The sequence below is a fragment of the Pigmentiphaga kullae genome, from assembly GCF_004216695.1.
GTDB classification, from domain to species: Bacteria; Pseudomonadota; Gammaproteobacteria; order Burkholderiales; family Burkholderiaceae_B; genus Pigmentiphaga; species Pigmentiphaga kullae.
On the sequence record NZ_SGXC01000003.1, the window covers coordinates 908,487 to 925,393 of the forward strand.

The 16,907-nt window shown below is 69.2% G+C and carries 16 protein-coding genes; 7 read left to right on the forward strand and 9 right to left on the reverse strand.

The features are described 5' to 3' along the window. Positions 1-13: 13 nt before the first annotated feature. From hisD to EV675_RS27130, 5 genes are read left to right on the forward strand one after another with little or no spacing between them, the layout of a single operon-like run. Entirely contained in the window at positions 14-1,336 is a 1,323-nt protein-coding gene (hisD, locus tag EV675_RS27110; protein WP_130361735.1) for a histidinol dehydrogenase, read from the forward strand. Beyond that, positions 1,333-2,736 (forward strand): 3-isopropylmalate dehydratase large subunit, encoded by a 1,404-nt coding sequence (gene leuC, locus EV675_RS27115; protein WP_130361736.1) that lies wholly within the window; start codon positions 1,333-1,335, stop codon positions 2,734-2,736. Before hisD ends, leuC begins: the two co-directional genes overlap by 4 nt. Further along, entirely contained in the window at positions 2,733-3,338 is a 606-nt protein-coding gene (leuD, locus tag EV675_RS27120) for a 3-isopropylmalate dehydratase small subunit (RefSeq protein ID WP_130361737.1), read from the forward strand. The genes leuC and leuD overlap by 4 nt, the downstream gene beginning before the upstream one ends. Before the next feature lie 34 nt (positions 3,339-3,372). Then, complete coding sequence (locus EV675_RS27125; protein WP_130361738.1) at positions 3,373-4,236, forward strand: isocitrate lyase/PEP mutase family protein; 864 nt, start codon at positions 3,373-3,375, stop codon at positions 4,234-4,236. Positions 4,237-4,255: 19 nt separating this feature from the next. Beyond that, complete coding sequence (locus EV675_RS27130; protein WP_130361739.1) at positions 4,256-5,410, forward strand: iron-containing alcohol dehydrogenase; 1,155 nt, start codon at positions 4,256-4,258, stop codon at positions 5,408-5,410. On the opposite strand, the gene EV675_RS27135 is transcribed toward EV675_RS27130, so the two are convergent. From EV675_RS27135 to EV675_RS27175, 9 genes are all read right to left on the reverse strand, one after another. Next, positions 5,392-6,111: a GntR family transcriptional regulator gene (locus EV675_RS27135; RefSeq protein WP_165404793.1), complete on the reverse strand. Its 720-nt coding sequence runs from the start codon at positions 6,109-6,111 to the stop codon at positions 5,392-5,394. The genes EV675_RS27130 and EV675_RS27135 overlap by 19 nt on opposite strands. 78 nt (positions 6,112-6,189) lie before the next feature. Then, positions 6,190-6,792, reverse strand: a complete 603-nt coding sequence (locus tag EV675_RS27140; protein WP_130361741.1) for a class I SAM-dependent methyltransferase — start codon at positions 6,790-6,792, stop codon at positions 6,190-6,192. Positions 6,793-6,819: 27 nt separating this feature from the next. Next, positions 6,820-6,915, reverse strand: a complete 96-nt coding sequence (cydX, locus tag EV675_RS27145) for a cytochrome bd-I oxidase subunit CydX (protein WP_087841421.1) — start codon at positions 6,913-6,915, stop codon at positions 6,820-6,822. 20 nt (positions 6,916-6,935) lie between these two features. Beyond that, positions 6,936-8,090 (reverse strand): cytochrome d ubiquinol oxidase subunit II, encoded by a 1,155-nt coding sequence (cydB, locus tag EV675_RS27150; protein WP_130361742.1) that lies wholly within the window; start codon positions 8,088-8,090, stop codon positions 6,936-6,938. 3 nt (positions 8,091-8,093) lie between these two features. Continuing rightward, positions 8,094-9,683, reverse strand: a complete 1,590-nt coding sequence (locus EV675_RS27155) for a cytochrome ubiquinol oxidase subunit I (protein WP_130361743.1) — start codon at positions 9,681-9,683, stop codon at positions 8,094-8,096. A gap of 16 nt (positions 9,684-9,699) precedes the next feature. After that, on the reverse strand, positions 9,700-11,385 hold the full coding sequence (locus EV675_RS27160; RefSeq protein ID WP_130361744.1) for an amino acid ABC transporter ATP-binding/permease protein: 1,686 nt from the start codon (positions 11,383-11,385) through the stop codon (positions 9,700-9,702). Then, positions 11,382-12,992 carry a thiol reductant ABC exporter subunit CydD gene (cydD, locus tag EV675_RS27165; protein ID WP_423213248.1) on the reverse strand — a complete coding sequence of 537 codons (1,611 nt, stop codon included), beginning with the start codon at positions 12,990-12,992 and terminating at the stop codon, positions 11,382-11,384. Before cydD ends, EV675_RS27160 begins: the two co-directional genes overlap by 4 nt. A gap of 267 nt (positions 12,993-13,259) precedes the next feature. Beyond that, the gene (locus tag EV675_RS27170) at positions 13,260-13,568 is read right to left on the reverse strand and encodes a hypothetical protein (protein ID WP_130361746.1); all 309 of its coding nucleotides are present in this window, start codon (positions 13,566-13,568) and stop codon (positions 13,260-13,262) included. Positions 13,569-13,706: 138 nt separating this feature from the next. Beyond that, the gene (locus EV675_RS27175; RefSeq protein ID WP_130361747.1) at positions 13,707-14,318 is read right to left on the reverse strand and encodes an NAD(P)-dependent oxidoreductase; all 612 of its coding nucleotides are present in this window, start codon (positions 14,316-14,318) and stop codon (positions 13,707-13,709) included. 294 nt (positions 14,319-14,612) lie between these two features. On the opposite strand from EV675_RS27175, the gene egtD reads away from it, so the two are divergent. Both egtD and egtB read left to right on the forward strand, forming a co-directional pair. Next, complete coding sequence (gene egtD / locus EV675_RS27180; RefSeq protein WP_242621608.1) at positions 14,613-15,632, forward strand: L-histidine N(alpha)-methyltransferase; 1,020 nt, start codon at positions 14,613-14,615, stop codon at positions 15,630-15,632. Then, positions 15,629-16,900: an ergothioneine biosynthesis protein EgtB gene (gene egtB, locus EV675_RS27185; protein ID WP_130361748.1), complete on the forward strand. Its 1,272-nt coding sequence runs from the start codon at positions 15,629-15,631 to the stop codon at positions 16,898-16,900. Before egtD ends, egtB begins: the two co-directional genes overlap by 4 nt. Positions 16,901-16,907 lie beyond the last annotated feature (7 nt).

Sequence of the window (16,907 nt, forward strand, 5' to 3'; positions counted from 1 at the left end):
GCCAGGAGATTTCATGATTCGCTATCTCAAGCGCGGCCGTGACGTCCAGGCCCGTGCCAACGACGACGCCGCCGTCCGCAATACCGTCGAGGGCATCATCCGCGACATCGAAGCGCGCGGCGATGAAGCCGTTCGCGCATACAGCAAGAAATTCGACAACTGGGATCCGCAGGACTTCCGCCTGTCGCAGCCGGCCATCGAGCGGGCGATGAAGAGCCTGTCGTCCGGCGAGCTGGACGATATCCGCTTCGCTCAAACGCAAGTGCGCAACTTCGCCCGGATCCAGCGCGAATCCATGCTGGACGTGGAGGTCGAAACCCGTCCCGGCGTATTTCTGGGGCACCGCCACATTCCGCTCAACGCGGTCGGCTGCTACATCCCCGGCGGCAAGTATCCGCTGCTGGCATCGGCGCACATGAGCGTGTTGACAGCGAAGGTGGCGGGCGTGAAGCGGGTGGTGGCGACCGCGCCACCGTTCCATGGCGAGCCGCATCCGGCCATCGTCGCCGCCATGCATATGGCGGGCGCGGACGAGATCCTGGTGCTGGGCGGCGTGCAGGCCGTGGTGGCGATGGCGGTCGGCACGTCATCCATCGCGCCGGTGGACATGCTGGTCGGCCCGGGCAACATGTTCGTGGCGGAAGCCAAGCGCCAACTGTTCGGCCGCGTGGGCATCGACCTGTTCGCCGGCCCCACCGAAACCCTGGTCATCGCGGACGACTCGGTGGACGGCGAAATCTGCGCGGTCGACCTGCTTGGACAGGCAGAACATGGACCGACCTCGCCGGCCGTGCTGCTGACCGACAGCGAAGCGCTGGCGCGCGCCACCATGGCCGAAGTGGAACGGCAGCTCGAGCGCCTGCCTACCGCCGAAGTCGCGGCGCGTTCGTGGGTGGAGTTCGGCGAGGTCATCGTCTGCGATACGCGGGAAGAAATGCTGCAGAAGGCGGATGAGCTGGCCTCGGAGCACGTGCAGGTGATGACCCGCGATCCGGACTGGTTCCTGCAAAACATGACCAACTATGGCGCGCTGTTCCTGGGGCCGCGCACCAATGTCGCCTTCGGCGACAAGGTGATCGGCACCAACCACACGCTGCCCACCAACAAGGCGGCGCGTTACACCGGCGGCCTGTGGGTCGGCAAGTTCCTGAAGACCTGCACCTTCCAGCGCGTGACGACCGATGCGGCCAGCGCCGAGATCGGCGAATATTGCTCGCGCCTGTGCCACATGGAGAATTTCGCCGGACATGGCGAGCAGGCCAACATCCGTGTGCGCCGCTATGGCAACCGGCCGGAACTGCCGTGGTACGAGCCCGTGCCGGCCTCGCAGCCATGACCACTCTATTCGACAAGATCTGGGCAGAACACACGGTCGCCCGCAATGATTCCGGCGAAGACCTGATCTACATCGACCGGCACCTGGTGCAGGAGGTGTCCAGCCCGCAAGCCTTCGCAGGCATGGCCGAGGGCGGCCACGCGCTGCGCTCGCCGCGGCGGCACATCGCGGTGCAGGATCACAACGTGCCCACCACGGCCGACCGGCTGTCGAACATTCCCAATGCGGAAAGCCGGGAGCAGATCGCCACGCTGCGGCGCAATACCCGGAGCACGGGCATGCGCCTGTTCGACCTCGACCATCCGCTGCAAGGCATCGTGCACGTGATCGCACCGGAGCTCGGCTACGTGTTGCCGGGCAGCACCGTGGTCTGCGGCGATTCGCACAGCGCCACGCTGGGCGCGCTGGGCGCGGTAGCATGGGGTATAGGCACCTCGGAAGTGGGCCATGTCATGAGCACCCAGAGCCTATGGATGCGCAAGCCGGAAACGATGGGCGTCTCGATGACGGGGCAATTGTCGGCGGGGGTCTATGCCAAGGATCTGGCATTGGCCCTGATCCATCACATCGGCACCAGCGGCGGAAATGGCCATGGCATCGAATACCTGGGACCGCTGGTGCGGGCGCTGTCGATGGAGGCGCGGCTCACGCTGTGCAATATGACCATCGAGGCCGGGTCGCGTTTCGGCCTGGTCGCACCAGATGCCACTACGCTGGCTTATCTGCGCGAGCGGGTCCAGGGCGCGGCGCGCGAACATTTCGAGCAGGCGGCGCAGGCCTGGGCCGCGCTGCGCACCGATGACACGGCTGACTACGACCGTTATGTCGAGTTCGACGCGAATGCGGTCACGCCGCTCGTGACCTGGGGTACCAGGCCGGCCGACAGCGCCCCGTTCTCGGGCCGCGTGGGCGACGGTGCCGCGCCCAGGGACGGCGCCGATCTCGACCGCTTGCGGGAAAGCCTGGCCTATATGGGCCTTGAGCACGGCCAGCCGCTCGCTTCGGTGCCCATCGACGTGGCCTTCATCGGCTCGTGCACCAACGGTCGCCTGGAAGACCTGCGCGCCGCTGCGCAGGTGGCGCGCGGCCGCCGCGTCGCCGCAGGCGTGCGCGCGCTGGTGGTGCCGGGCTCGACCAGTGTCAAGCGCGCGGCCGAGGCCGAAGGCCTGGCGCAGGTTTTCGTCGACGCGGGATTCGAGTGGCGCGAGTCGGGCTGTTCCATGTGCATAGGCATGAACGGCGACAGCCTGATGCCGGGCCAGCGCTGCGCGTCCACCTCCAACCGCAATTTCGAGAACCGGCAGGGGCAGGGGGGGCGCACTCACCTGATGAGCCCCGCCGCGGTCGCGGCATCAGCCCTCCGGGGCCGCCTGGCCGATCCTCGGGAGTACCTGGCATGAAAGCCGTCACAGCAGAAGTCCATGGCCGTGCCGTCCTGTTGGCGCGCGACGACATCGATACGGATGCCCTGTTTCCCGGCCGCTTCCTGCGCGCGGTGCACCGCACGGGGCTGGGGGCGCACCTGTTCGCCGACTGGCGGGCCGAAGGCCGGCCCGAGGTGGCCTTCATGGAGCAGGCCGCGCCGCCCCGCGTGCTGGTAGCGCTTTCCAACTTCGGCTGCGGATCGTCGCGCGAACATGCGGTCTGGGCGCTGGCGGACTATGGCGTACAGGCGGTGGTGGCGCTTTCCTTCGGTGACATCTTCCGCAACAACTGCGTCAAGAACGGTCTGCTGCCCGCCACGGTGACGCCGGCCGACCACCAGCGCCTGGTGCGCGCGTTGGCGGGGCTGACCGAGCCCATCCTGCACCTGCGGGTGGCGCAGCGTAGCCTGACGCTCCCGGATGGCGGCGCGATCCCGATCGCACTGGCCGACGGCCATGCGGAACAACTGCTTTCCGCCGAGGACGAGGTGGACCGCACCTTGCGCCATGACGCGGCGCTGCGTGCCCACGAAGCCCGCATCCAGCGCGACCAGCCCTGGCTGGCGTCCATGGACTGAATTCAATTCTTTTTCTTCGCTTAGTGGAACCCGCATGGCCAACCCGATTCTCAGACAAAAACTCTCCAGCGGCGAATTCATCGTCATCCCGGGCGTGCAGGACATGATCGCCACCATCATGACTGCCAAGGTCGGCTTCGACATCGTCTACGGGTCGGGCTATTGGCTCACGGCCTCCAACCTGGGCCTGCCGGACGCCGGCATCGCCACCTATACCCAGATGGTGGACCGCATGCGAACCATCGCGCGCACCACCTCGGCGGCATTGATCGCCGACGCGGACACCGGCTATGGCGGCCTGCTCAATGTGCACCACACCGTGCGCGGCTACGAAGAAGCCGGCGTCACCGCCATCCAGCTGGAAGACCAGGAGTTTCCCAAAAAATGCGGCCACACGCCCAACAAGCGTTGCGTGCCGATCGAGGACATGGTCGACAAGATCAAGGTCGCCTGCGATGCCCGGCAAGACAAGGAGAACTTCCTCATCATCGCCCGCACCGATGCGCGCGCCAGCCTGGGGGTGGACGCCGCCATGCGCCGCATGGAAGCCTATGCAAGAGCCGGCGCCGATATCCTGTTCTTCGAGGCCCCCCAGAGCGAAGAGGAAATGCGCCGCGTTTGCCAAGCCTTCGACCTGCCCATGATCGCCAACATGGCCGACGGCGGCAAGACCCCGATCCTGCCGGCCCACGTGCTCAAGGAAATCGGCTTCTCGCTCGCGATCTTTCCGGCCATGACCAGCCTGGTCGCGGCCGCTGCGATGGAAAAGGCGCTGCGTCACCTCAAGGAGACGGGCACCAGCCTGTCGCCCGACATCCCCATGGCCGATTTCAGGGAGTTCTGCGAACTGATCGGCTTCAAGGAAGTGTGGGATTTCGAGAGGCGCTGGGCGCGCTGACGCCGTCGGGAGTCCGAACGTGGACAGGTTCGAGTTTTCCACCGTACCGCAATTGATCGTGGAACGCGGCGCTGCGCGTCGCCTGGGGCGGTTGCTGCGGGCCCGTCATACCGCCGTGCGCCTGTGCCTGGTCACGGACCGCTTTCTGCACGCCAGCGGTTTGCTGGCGCCCGCGCTGGCCGATTTGCGGGACCAGGGCTGGGAGGTCACCGTCATCGACGACGTGGTGGCGGACCCGCCCGATCATGTGGTGGCGAAAGCGGCTGATCGTGCCCGCGAAGCCAGGGCGCAGGTCGTGCTGGGCCTGGGCGGTGGATCGTCGATGGACGTGGCCAAGCTCATCGCTGTGCTTTGCGGCTCGACCCAGCCCCTGGCCGAGATGTATGGCATAGGAAAGGTGGCCGGTCCGCGCCTGCCGTTGGTCCTGATGCCCACCACGGCGGGCACGGGTTCCGAAGTGACGGCGATCTCGATCGTGACGACGGGCGAGACCAGCAAGAGCGGAGTCGTTTCGCCGATGCTGATGGCGGACCTGGCCATCCTGGATGCCGAGCTGACGGTGGCGCTGCCCATCGCCGCGACGGCGGCGACGGGCATAGACGCCATGGTGCATGCGATCGAGGCCTATACGTCGGCGCGATTGAAGAATCCGCTGTCCGACATGCTGGCCACGCGCGCCCTGAAGTTGCTGTCGAAGCATCTGCTGCTTGCCTGCCGCGAGCCCTCGAATCTCGGCGCGCGCGAGGCCATGCTGCTCGGCGCCATGTTGGCCGGGCAGGCATTCTCTAACGCACCTGTCGCGGCGGTGCATGCATTGGCCTATCCCCTGGGTGGGCATTTCCACGTGCCGCACGGATTATCGAATGCCCTGGTTCTGAATCACGTGCTGCGCTTCAATCTTCCCGCCGCGCGGCCGATGTACGCGCAACTGGCGCGCGTGACGCTGGGAGAGGGCGCGGGTGCCGATGATGGGGCGGCCGACGGCTTCATCCATCATATGGAAGAGCTGGTGCGTGCGACGGGCATTCCTCGCCGTTTGCGGGAAGTCGGCGTGGCGCGGGTTGACCTTGCCATGCTCGCGCGCGATGCCATGCAGCAGCAGCGGCTGCTGGTCAACAATCCACGGCCGGTGTCGGAAGCCGACGCCCTGGCCATTTACCGAGCAGCGTTCTGATCCGTAGGGGGCGAGGAGCGTTCGAGCAGCGCGAACTGGGCCGACCTCAAATGGCCGTGCATGACCGCGCGCGCCCATTCCGGGTCGCGTGAGGTAAAGGCATCGATCAGTTCCCGATGATGCTGGAAGGTGCGCGCAAGGCGGGCGCGGTCGTAGCTGCGCCGCGTCAGCAGAATGATCTTGATGTCCACGCCCTTGGTGCGCATGGCCAGCAGCCGCGCGTTGCCGGCGGATTCGGAGATGCGCGCGTGGAAGTTCCGGTTCAGCGGGGCGATGCGATCCAGGTTGGAGGCACTGATGTCCGGGCCGCGTGATTCCATCTCGTCCTGGATCTCGTGCAGTTCGGCCAGCGTGGCCGGGCTCATGCGGGTCGCGGCCAGGGCGGCCAGTTCCGATTCGATCAGGATGCGCACCGCGTAGAGATCCCGGATCTCCTGGGTGGTCCAGGTCCGTACGGTGGCGCCCGCATTGGCGCGCAGGATCAGCAGGCCATCGGCCACCAGCAGCCTGAGCCCTTCGCGCACCGGCGTGCGCGACAATCCCAGCGCTTCCGAGACTTCTTTCTCCGTGATGCGCGCGCCTTCGGGAAACCTGCCGGAGATGATGCCGTCCCGCACGTACGCGTAGGCTTGTTGGACGGACGAGGCCCGCGTGGTCAAGTCGGAGGACAGCGAGTACGTATCGGACGAGAGCGTCGGCACGGACGAAGTTTTCGAAGTAGGGGGCATACGCGCGGCAGCCAAGCTTGGTGCGACAACTATAGCGGATATGCCGCCTGGCTAGGTCGCGCGCCGGCCCACGTAGCGCGTGACGAAGGCCGGCCCGCGGTGTCCTTCCCCTTCGTCCAGTTCCACCTCGCCTTCCCAGCCCTGTACTTCCTCGAGCAGGCCGGCGAAGTCCGCGCGTATCGTGGCGAGGTCGCTCAACATGTCGACGTCGCGCGGGCCGCCGCTCTGGTAGCCCAACTGGCGCGGATGGAAGGACTCCAGGACCAGCCAGCCGCCGGGCGCCAGCGCGCCCGCCAGGCGCCGGTGGGCGTCGGCGCGGAAGCTGCCGGGCAGGTGGACGTAGATCAGGACGACCGCGGCACAGGTGGCGGGAGGCGGCGCCCAGGCCGCCAGGTCCGCGTTCAGCGTGGTGATGGTGACGCCGCGGTTCGCGGCCAGGGCCAGTGCCTTGTCCAGCCCGACCTGCGAATTGTCGACCGCCAGCACCTGGTGCCCGCGCTCTGCCAGCCACACGCTGTTGCGGCCTTCGCCGTCGCCGGGCAGCAGCACCCGGCTACCGGCCGGCAGGCGTGGCTCCTGCTCGGCCAGGAAGCGGTTGGGCGCGGTTCCGTACTTGTAGCCAGGTTCGGAAAAGCGTTGATCCCAGGTCTTCATACTGCTCGATATCTCCGATAGGGGGACTTACTCGTCTTGTTCCCTCAGTTCGTACCACATGGCGTTCAGGACGGCGAAGGTCGCCGCCAGGCCCAAACCCAGTATCCAGGAAAAGTACCACATGCTTGTTTCTCCCAGGTGCGTCAGTAGGCGTGATTGCCGGGGTCCTTCACGGCCGCCTCGTCGACCTTGCCCCACAGGACCCGGTAGACCCAGGACGTGTAGGCGACGATGAGCGGGATGAAGATTCCCGATGCGACCAGCATGATGAACAGCGTCAGGTGGCTGGACGAGGCATCCCAGACCGTCAGGCTGGCTCGCGGGTCGGCGGACGAGGGCAGCAGGAACGGGAAGATCGAGACCCCCACGGACAGGATGATGCCCAGTATGGCCAGCGAGCTGGCCAGCAGCGCGCCGATCTCGCTGCGCAGCCGCAGCAGCAGCAGGGCCAGCGCCGAGCCGGCCAGGCCGGCGGCCGGCGCCAGCATCAGCCACGGGTGGGCCGCGTAGTTGTCGAACCAGGCGCCCGCGGCGATCTCGGCGGTCTTGCGCAGCGGATTGGACGGGCCCAGCGTGTCGATGGCGCTGGTGACGCGATAGCCGTCCACCCAGGCCCACAGCGCGATGCCGCCCAGCGCGAACAGCAGCAGGGTCAGGAACGCCGCCGCGCTGCCGTAGCTGCGGGCGCGCTCGGCCACGTCGCCGCGCGTCTTCAGGACCAGCCAGCACGCGCCCTGCGTGGCCAGCATCGTGACCGACACCAGGCCGCACAGCAGCGCGAAGGGGGACAGCAGTCCGAAGAAGGTCCCGTCGTAGAAGATGCGCAGGTCGCCGTCGAGCCGGAACGGCACGCCCAGCAGCACGTTGCCCACCGCCACGCCCAGGATCAGCGAGGGCACCAGGCCACCGACGAACAGCGCCCAGTCCCAGGCCGTGCGCCAGCGCGTGCTTTCGCGCTTGCTGCGGTACTTGAAGCCCACCGGCCGCAGGATCAGCGCGAACAGGATGGCGAACATCGCCAGGTAGAAGCTGGAGAAGGACACCGCGTACAGCGGCGGCCAGGCGGCGAAGATCGCGCCGCCGCCCAGGATCAGCCAGACCTGGTTGCCTTCCCACACCGGACCGATGGTGTTGATGACCACGCGCCGTTCGACGTCGGTGCGGCCGACGAAGGGCAGCAGCATGCCCGTGCCCAGGTCGAAGCCGTCGGTCAGCGCGAAGGCGATCAGCAGGACGCCCAGCAGCGCCCACCAGATCAGGCGCAGCACGTCGTAGTCGATGAGTGTGTGCAGAATCATGGATTACTCCTGGGCGGTCAGGCGTTGGGACAGGTGCGGGGCCACGAGCCGCACTTCCGGGTCGGGGTCGGGCTCCACGCCCTTGCGGATGGCGCGCAGCATCAGGCCCATCTCGACGATGAACAGCACGGTGTAGAGTGCGGTGAAGCCCAGTATGGTCATCAGCACCGTGCCCGCGCCCAGGTCGGAGACGGCCGCGGCGGTGGGCAGCACGCCCTCGATCACCCACGGCTGGCGGCCGAACTCGGCGACGATCCAGCCCATCTCGGCCGCGATCCAGGGCAGGGGGATGGCGAACACCGCCACTTTCAGCAGCCAGCGGTGCGCATCGAGCCGGCGGCGGGCCGACAGGATGAAGAACGTCGCCGTCAGCAGGATGAAGAAGAAGCCCAGGCCGACCATGATGCGGAACGACCAGAACAGCGGCAGGACCATGGGCACGGTGTCCCAGGCGGCCTGGTCGATCTGCTGCGGCGTGGCCTGGCGCGGGTCGTCCAGGTAGCGCTTGAGCAGCAGGGCATAGCCCAGATCGGCGCCATGCTGTTCGAAGGCCTCGCGGTCGGCCGGCGCGATGGCGGCGGAGCTGCCCGCCGCGCGGATGCGCTGCAAGGCGTCGAAGGCGACGATGCCGCTGCCTATGCGCTCGCGCGCGTGGTCGACCAGCGTGGTGATGCCGGGGATCTCGGTGGTGAGCGAGCGCGTGCCGATCAGGCCCATGACGGCCGGGACGCGGACGGCGTAGTGGGTCTCGCGCGCCTGCTGGTCGGGAATGCCGACGATGGTGAAGGGCGCGGGCGCGGGCTCGGTTTCCCACATGCCTTCGATGGCGGCCAGCTTCATCTTCTGGTGCTCGGTCGACAGGTAGCCGCTTTCGTCGCCCAGCACCACCACCGACAGCGCCGAGGCCAGCCCGAACGAGGCGGCCACCGTCATCGAGCGCTTGGCCACGTCGATGTGCCGGCCCTTGAGCAGGTACCAGGCCGACACGCCCAGCACGAACACCGATGCGGTTACGTAGCCGGCCGATACCGTGTGCACGAACTTGGCCTGCGCCACCGGGTTCGTCAGCACGGCGAAGAAATCGGTGACTTCCATGCGCATGGTCTCGGGGTTGAAGGCCGAGCCCACGGGGTTCTGCATCCACCCGTTGGCGATCAGGATCCACAGCGCCGAGAAGTTCGAGCCCAGCGCCACGCACCAGGTCGCCACCAGGTGTCCGACGCGCGACAGCTTGTTCCAGCCGAAGAAGAACAGGCCGACGAAGGTCGCCTCCAGGAAGAAGGCCATCAGGCCTTCCAGCGCCAGCGGCGCGCCGAAGATGTCGCCCACGTAGTGGCTGTAGTAGCTCCAGTTCATGCCGAACTGGAACTCCATTACCAGGCCGGTGGCCACGCCCAGCACGAAATTGATGCCGAACAGCGTGCCCCAGAACTTGGTCATCTGGCGCCAGATCTTGCGCCCGGTCATGACGTAGACCGTCTCCATGATGGCGATGACGACCGACAGGCCCAGCGTGAGCGGGACGAAAAGGAAGTGGTAGAGCGCCGTCAGTGCGAACTGCAGGCGCGAGAGTGAAACGATGTCGAGGTCCATGGTGCCAGCTTCCTCCTCAGTCCGGGCGCAGGGTGTGAAGTCGATGTTCGAAGGCGGGGGTGCCGCGGCGCAGGTCGGCGGCCACGGTGCCGGCGGCCAGCACGACGATGCGGTCCGCCAGGGCGGCTTCCCGCCGGATGTGGGTGGCGATGAGCAGGGTCCGGCCGTGGGCCTGCCCGGCCAGCCGGGCGACCACGTCGCGCGCGGTCGGCGCGTCCAGTCCTTCCGTCGGTTCGTCCAGCAGCCACAATTGCGTGGGTCGCAGGAACAGCCGCGCCAGCGCGAGCCTGCGGGCCTGGCCGGCGGACAGGCCCAGGCCGCCTTCGCCCAGGCGCGTGTCCAGCCCGGCGGGCAGGGCGGCGATGGTCTGCTCCAGGCCCGCGGCCCGCAGCGCGGCCCACAAGGCGTCATCGCCGGCATCGATGCGGGCCAGGCGCAGGTTGTCGCGCACGCTGTCCTGGAACAGTTCGGTACGTTGGGTCAGCAGACAGGAGGCGGGGGCCAGGACCCGTCCGGTGGACGGCAGCCGTTCGCCCGCCACCAGCGCCAGCAGGGTCGATTTGCCGGCGCCGCTGGGGCCGACAACGGCCACGCGTTCGCCGGGCCGGATCGCCAGGGTGATGCCTTCCAGGGCCGCGTGGGCATGCAGGCCGGGCCGGTCGCCATGGTGCAGGCTGGCATGTTCGAGCAGGATGTCGCCCGAGGCGGCGGGGGCCGGGCCCGACTCCGGCGCCTCCAGCCGTGGCGCCAGGCGGCGGACGGCCAGGAGGGTGCGGCCCAGCTCCAGGGTTCCCCGCCGCAGCGGCGTCAGCGGCTCGGCGCTGGCCAGCACGAGCAGCAGGGCCAGCGCCGCCACCGGCGCGCCGATGGCAGAGCCGGCCACCAGCAGGACACAGGCGGCCAGCGTGGCGGCCAGGGCCACGGTGCCCGCCACGGCCTGCAGGAAACCGCCTTGCGCGTCGGCGCGGTTGATGGCGTCGTCGGCGGTGGCCAGCCGGTGCTCGGTCCGCGCCAGTATCCGGCATTGCGCCGCCAGCCGGCCGGCCATGGCGAGTTCGGTCTGGCCCGAGACCAGGTCGATGGCCTGCGCGCGCAGGGCTTCGATCGCATACGCGCGGCGACAGGCGGCGCGGCGGCTGCGGCGCGCGGTCCAGGCCAGGATGCCGGCGCCCGTGGCCAGCAGCCACCCGGCCATGCCCAGGCCCAGCGGCAGGCTGATCGCGCCCAGCATGACGCCGACCAGGGCGATGGCGGCACAGGCGGCCCCGGCGGGTACCAGCAGGCGCAGGTACAGCACGTCCAGGGCGTCGGCGTCGGCGGTCAGCCGGAACAGCAGCCGGGCCGGCCGCGCCAGCAGCCGGCGCGCGGCCTCGGGCCGGGCCCAGCCCGCGAACAGCCGGGGACGCAGCGCGGCGATGACCGCGAGCGCCGCGTCGTGGGTGACGACCCGCTCGCCGTAGCGGGCGGCGGTGCGGACCAGGGCCAGCAACCGTATGCCGGCGCCGGGCGTGAACACGTCGAAGGCAAGGGCGGTGCCGGCGGCCAGCCCGGCCAGCGCGGTGGCGGTGATGAACCAGCCGGACAGGCCCAGCAGCCCCATGCCGGCGAAGACCGTCAGCGCGGCCAGCGCGACGCCGCCCCACAGCAGGCGGCGCCGGTCGGCGAAGAAGAGCCGCAGCACGGCGTGGATGGAGGCTTTCATGAGGCCGCGCCCACGGCCGCCAGCGGGACCGTTTCCGTATCGGCCGGCGCCGCGCGCGGCGCGGCAAGGTCGATCACGCGGTCCATGCGCGAGGCCAGTTCGGGGTCGTGCGTGGCGACGATCAGGGTCCTGCCCGCGGACTGGGCCAGCAGCCGGCGGGTGAGTTCCCGGGCCGTGGCTGCGTCCAGATGCGCGGTGGGTTCGTCGGCCAGCCACAGGTCGGTGCCGGGCGCCGCGGCCGCCCTGGCCATCGCCAGGCGCAGGCATTCGCCGCCGGACAGGCCGGTGCCGGATTCGCCCAGCGGCCGTCCTGCTTCGCGTCCCGCCAGTTGTTCCAGGGTCGCGGCCTCCAGGGCTCGGCCCACGGCCCGGGCATCCACGTCCGGGCGGCCCAGGGCGACATTGGCGCCCAGCGTGCCGGCGAATACGTGCGGCTTCTGCCCTATCCAGGCCATGCGCGCGCGCAGGCGCGGCGCGCTGTGGTCATCCAGCGCCACGCCGTCGATGACGACGGCGCCGGACCGGGCGGGCACCAGGCCGGCGATCAGCGCCAGCAGCGTCGACTTGCCCGAGCCGCTCGGCCCCATGATGGCCACCCGTTCGCCGGGCGCCACGCGCAGGTCGATGCCGTCGACGACCGGAGACGCCGCTTCGGCGTGGGCGAAGCGTAGCTGGACGAGTTCGACGGCGGGCGGCGGGCGGCGGGCGGGCGCGCCGCTGGCGGGCGGGAAGGGTGCGGCGCCGCCCACCAGCTTCGATGGCGCCGAGGACAGCGCGCGCAGCGCCTCCAGCGCCGCCCGGCCCGCGGCCCGGTCGTGCCAGGCCGTGGAGAGGTCGCGCAGCGGCTCGAAGAAGCTGGGCGCCAGCAGCAGGACGAAGAGCCCCTGGCCCAGGGTGAGAGGACCGCCCCAGGTGCCGAAGGGCAGGGTGCCCAGCAGGTGGAATCCTACGTAGACCGCGACCATGGCGACCCCGATGGCGGAAAACAATTCCAGCACCGCCGAGGACAGGAAGGCGATGCGCAGTACCGCCATGGTACGCGTACGCAGTGTTTGTGCAACATATGCCAGTCGTCCGGTGGTGGCGTCCACGGCATCCAGCGCCCGCAGCGTGGCCAGTCCGCGCAGTCGATCGAGCAGGAAGGCGTTCAGCGTGCCCATTTCCGCCAGGTGGGCCTGGCTGGCGCGCTGGGCGCGCCAGCCCACCAGCGCCATGAAAACCGGGATCAGCGGGGCCGAGGCCAGCAGGACCAGCGCCGCGATCCATGACAGCGGCGCGACGGCCGCCAGGATGGCCAGCGGCATGACCAGCATCTTCAACTGGATGGCGGGATAGCGGGCCAGATAGGGCTGCGCCGCATCGGCCTGTTCGGCCAGGACGCTGGCCGCCTGGCCCGCGGCGGGGCGCCGCTTGTCCAGCGGGGAGCCGTCCGCCAGCGCGTCGACGGCGGCGGCGCGCAGTGCCGACAGGCGGCGCCGCGCGACCTGGAAGCTCAGTCGCGCGCCCCACGCATCGCACGCCGCGCGCAGGACGCCGGCGAGCAGGAAGCAGGCGGCGGCCAGCAGGCCAGCGGCCACGTCGCCGGGATCCGCCGCCATGCGCTGCACCGCCGAGGCCAGGATGCCGGCCTGGACCAGCCACGTCAGCGATCCGGCCAGTTGCAGCCAGTCGCCGGGGGAAGGGCGGAGCGCGTCGCCGGAGCGCGCGGAGGCGGGGCGGGACAGGGGCGTACTCCCGTTGTACGTTGGGGGCTACGCCTAAGGTATCAGTGCTCGGCCGGAGATGACAATGATCTGCCGCAACTCGCGACATTCGGTCGCGCCCCCGGATATGGTCGCCGGCAAAAGAAACGGCCCCGTGGAAGGGGCCGTCGTTCAGTCGCGGTAGCCGTGGCGCCGGTAGTAGCGCTCTTCCCGGTAGCGCTGCTGACGCTCCCAGCGGCGTTCCTGTTCCCATCGGCGTTCGCGCCAATACGGATCATAGGGCACGTAGCCGACCGGCCCCGGCACCACCATGACGGGGGGCGGCACATACACCGGCGCGGGGGCCATGTACACGGGAGGCGGACCATAGATGACACCGGGTATGCCGATGCCTATGGACACGCTCACGCGGGCCTGGGCCGTCGCGCTGATGGCCAAGAGGGCCGCGCCCAGCAGCCCTGCCATTGCCAGCCGTTTCATGCATATTCTCCGAGACTGCGATGGCCTCACTGTAGGGGCGATTCCCGGCCGGCGGTTTGTGCGGGTTGTTGCAATCGTCGCCACATGTAACGCCCCTGGGAGAGGCATCACGTTACGCGTTGCCCGGCCGCGACGCGCTCAGTAGCCCACGGTGAAGCGCCGGCCCGTATGCGCGGGTTTTTCCACTTCGTCCAGCATCGCGATGGCGAAGTCTTCCATGGAAATCCAGCTGCGGCCGTCCGCCGCGGTCAGCAGCGTATCGCCGCCCAGGCGGAACGTGCCCGTGCGCTCGCCCGGCACGAACAGCGCCGAAGGCGACAGGAAGGTCCAGTCCAGATCCTTTTCCGTGCGCAGGGCGTTCAGCCAGTCACGGCCGGCCAGCGCCTCGGGCTTGTACTCGGCCGGGAACGTGGGCGTGTCCACCAGGGCGGCGCCCGGGGCCACTTCCAGGCTGCCCGCGCCGCCCACCACCAGCAGCCGCCGCAGGCCGGCCTGCCTGACGGGGCCGAGGACGGCGGCAAGGGGCGACGTGGCGAAGCGGACGCTGCTGATGGCGGCGTCCTTGCCGCGCAGGGCCCCGGCCAGCTTCGCGCCGTCGGCCAGGTCGATGTCCAGCGTGTCCAGTCCGGGGCGCGCGGCCAGCCTGGAGGCGTGGCGGGCGATGGCGGTGACGTGGTGGCCGCGGGCCAGGGCTTCGTTGACGAGGCGGCTGCCGACATTGCCGGTGGCGCCGATGATGGCGATATTCATGGAAATTCCTCGATGATTGGGGGAGGACGGAAGCGTTCCGTCCCGACAGTCATCAGCTTAGTGGCTGGCCCATGAGGGAAAAACTGGGGTGGCCGCCATAGTTTGTTTCGGTTTACGGTCGAATCCCGCCCCTTTTGCAGCGCCGTAGGCAAGGGTTACATCCATTCCTGTTCCCCGGGAAGCGACGAGCGTATAGATTGGGGCCATGTCCGACGGCCATGGTCAGGCATCGCGCTTGCTACGGCCGGGGGGAGGACGCTCTGCCGCTGTCCCAAGGAGCCCATATTGACCACCATGCTTCGAGGTCCCGCGCACAGGATGGCCGGGAACGACACCGCCTTTTCGATGGAAGGCGCACCGTCCCCCGGGCGGCGCGCCGATACCGCGCCGCTCGACAATCGCGCGGCGGAACTGGCTGCCGGCCTGCGGGCCGCCCAGGCCCACATCGATCCGAAATTCCTTTACGACGCGCAGGGATGCGTGCTGTTCAACGCCATTTGCGAACTCGAGGAGTACTACCCGACGCGCACCGAGCGGGCGATCTTCGAGGCCCATCGCGGCGCCATCGCCCGAGCCCTGCCGCGCCGCCTCCAATGGGTCGATCTGGGCTGCGGGGATTGCGCGAAGTCGCGCGCCTGGCTTGCCCACGTTGACGCCTGTCGGTACCTGGGCGTGGACATCGCCGCCGATTGCCTGCGGCACGAAGTGGCCGCGCTGGGGCGCAAGTTTCCCCAGGTCGACTGCGTGGCGGTGGAAGCGGATTTTTCGGCGGACCTGGATCTGAGCCGGCATCTGGCCGACATCCAGGAACATCCGCCGGTGTTCTTCTACCCCGGATCGTCCATCGGCAACTTCGATCCCGAGCGGGCCGTCGCGCTGATGGCCGCGATCGGCAGGCAGGCCGGCCCGCGCGGCAGCCTGCTGATCAGCGCCGATCTGCGCAAGGACAGGCGCGTGATGGAGCGCGCCTATGCCGATGACCTGGGGGTGACGGCGGCATTCAACCGTAACGTGCTGCGTGTGTGCAACCGTGTGCTGGGCAGCGATTTCCAGCCCGCCGAATTCGATCACGAGTCGCGTTTCGACGACGGCCACGGCCGTATCGAGATGCGGTTGCGGGCCAGGCAGCGGCAGCGCGTGCGCTGGGGATCGTCGGAGCGGGTCTTCGAGGCCGGCGAGGACATCGTGACCGAGCATTCGTACAAGTACACGCCGGCTCAGTTCGACGCCATGCTGGCGCGGGCGGGTTTCTCGGTACGCGACATGTGGACCGATCCGCGTTCGTGGTTCGGCGTTTTCCTGGCGCAGCGATGAACGCGCGCGACGATGTGTTCGTTCCCGAGTTGCTGGCCCGCCGGGCGGCGGGCGTGCGCGCGGCCACGCTGGCGCTGCTGGACGGGCTGACGCCCGAGGACTGCATGTTGCAGTCCATGCCCGAGGCCAGTCCGGTCAAGTGGCACGTCGGCCATGTCGCATGGTTCTTCGAGACCTTCGTGCTCGAGCCGTGGCAGCCGGGGTTCCGGCCCTTCGATCCGGCCTTCCGCGAGCTGTTCAACTCCTACTACGTGGGCGTGGGCGAGCGCCATCCGCGCGGGCAGCGGGGACTGCTCTCGCGTCCGTCGCTGGACCGGGTCATGGCCTACCAGCAGTCGGTGCTGGAACGCCTGCTCGAATGGATGGACGATGCCGCGCCGCCGCAGGCGCTGGCGCTGGTCGAACTGGGCCTGCACCACGAGCAGCAGCACCAGGAACTGATCGCGACCGACCTGAAGCATCACTTCTGGCACAACCCCTTGTTGCCCGGGTGGCGTCCGGCTCCGGCCGGGGAAGCGATGGCGGATCCCGGGCCGGCGGCGTTCCGACGCTACGACGCGGGGCTGGCGGACCTGGGGCATGCGGGCGACGGTTTCGCCTTCGACAACGAGGCGCCCCGGCATCGCGTCTGGGTGGAGGCGTTCGAGCTGGCGCAGCGCCCGGTTTCGAATGCGGAGTACCTGGCTTTCATCGAGGACGGCGGCTATGGCCGGCCGGACCTGTGGCTGTCCGACGGCTGGGATGCGCGCGTGCGAGGCGGTTGGGACATGCCGCTGTACTGGATGCGGGACGACGGGCGATGGGCGTGCCATACGGCGGCCGGCCCGCTGCCCATGGATCCGGCCGAGCCCGTCTGCCACCTGAGCTACTACGAGGCCGATGCCTATGCCCGCTGGGCGGGCGCCCGGCTGCCGACCGAGCAGGAATGGGAGCGTGCCGCCGCGCAGGCCATGGCCGAGGGCGCCAGCCTGCCGGCCGACGGGGATTTCGCCGAGTCCGGGCTGCTGCACCCGGCGCGGCTGCGCGCGGACGCACCCGGTTTCCTGGGCGGTGTCTGGGAATGGACGCAGAGCGCTTACCTGCCGTATCCGGGGTTTCGCCCGGCCGCGGGCGCGGTGGGGGAATACAACGGCAAATTCATGATCAACCAGATGGTGCTGCGGGGCGGGTCCTGCGCCACGCCGCGCAGCCACATCCGCCACACCTACCGCAATTTCTTCGCGCCGGGTTCGCGCTGGCAGTATGCCGGCCTGAGGCTGGCGCGCTGAGGAGCCT

What these genes read in the sequence shown, in the direction of transcription:
- EV675_RS27125 (WP_130361738.1), top strand. Translation starts at nt 3,373, where the DNA reads ATGGCCAACCCGATTCTCAGACAAAAACTCTCCAGCGGCGAATTCATC.
- leuC (WP_130361736.1), top strand. Translation starts at nt 1,333, where the DNA reads ATGACCACTCTATTCGACAAGATCTGGGCAGAACACACGGTCGCCCGC.
- egtB (WP_130361748.1), top strand. Translation starts at nt 15,629, where the DNA reads ATGAACGCGCGCGACGATGTGTTCGTTCCCGAGTTGCTGGCCCGCCGG.
- EV675_RS27140 (WP_130361741.1), bottom strand. Translation starts at nt 6,792, where the DNA reads ATGAAGACCTGGGATCAACGCTTTTCCGAACCTGGCTACAAGTACGGA.
- cydB (WP_130361742.1), bottom strand. Translation starts at nt 8,090, where the DNA reads ATGATTCTGCACACACTCATCGACTACGACGTGCTGCGCCTGATCTGG.
- EV675_RS27175 (WP_130361747.1), bottom strand. Translation starts at nt 14,318, where the DNA reads ATGAATATCGCCATCATCGGCGCCACCGGCAATGTCGGCAGCCGCCTC.
- EV675_RS27155 (WP_130361743.1), bottom strand. Translation starts at nt 9,683, where the DNA reads ATGGACCTCGACATCGTTTCACTCTCGCGCCTGCAGTTCGCACTGACG.
- EV675_RS27170 (WP_130361746.1), bottom strand. Translation starts at nt 13,568, where the DNA reads ATGAAACGGCTGGCAATGGCAGGGCTGCTGGGCGCGGCCCTCTTGGCC.
- leuD (WP_130361737.1), top strand. Translation starts at nt 2,733, where the DNA reads ATGAAAGCCGTCACAGCAGAAGTCCATGGCCGTGCCGTCCTGTTGGCG.
- EV675_RS27160 (WP_130361744.1), bottom strand. Translation starts at nt 11,385, where the DNA reads ATGAAAGCCTCCATCCACGCCGTGCTGCGGCTCTTCTTCGCCGACCGG.
- cydX (WP_087841421.1), bottom strand. Translation starts at nt 6,915, where the DNA reads ATGTGGTACTTTTCCTGGATACTGGGTTTGGGCCTGGCGGCGACCTTC.
- egtD (WP_242621608.1), top strand. Translation starts at nt 14,613, where the DNA reads ATGCTTCGAGGTCCCGCGCACAGGATGGCCGGGAACGACACCGCCTTT.
- hisD (WP_130361735.1), top strand. Translation starts at nt 14, where the DNA reads ATGATTCGCTATCTCAAGCGCGGCCGTGACGTCCAGGCCCGTGCCAAC.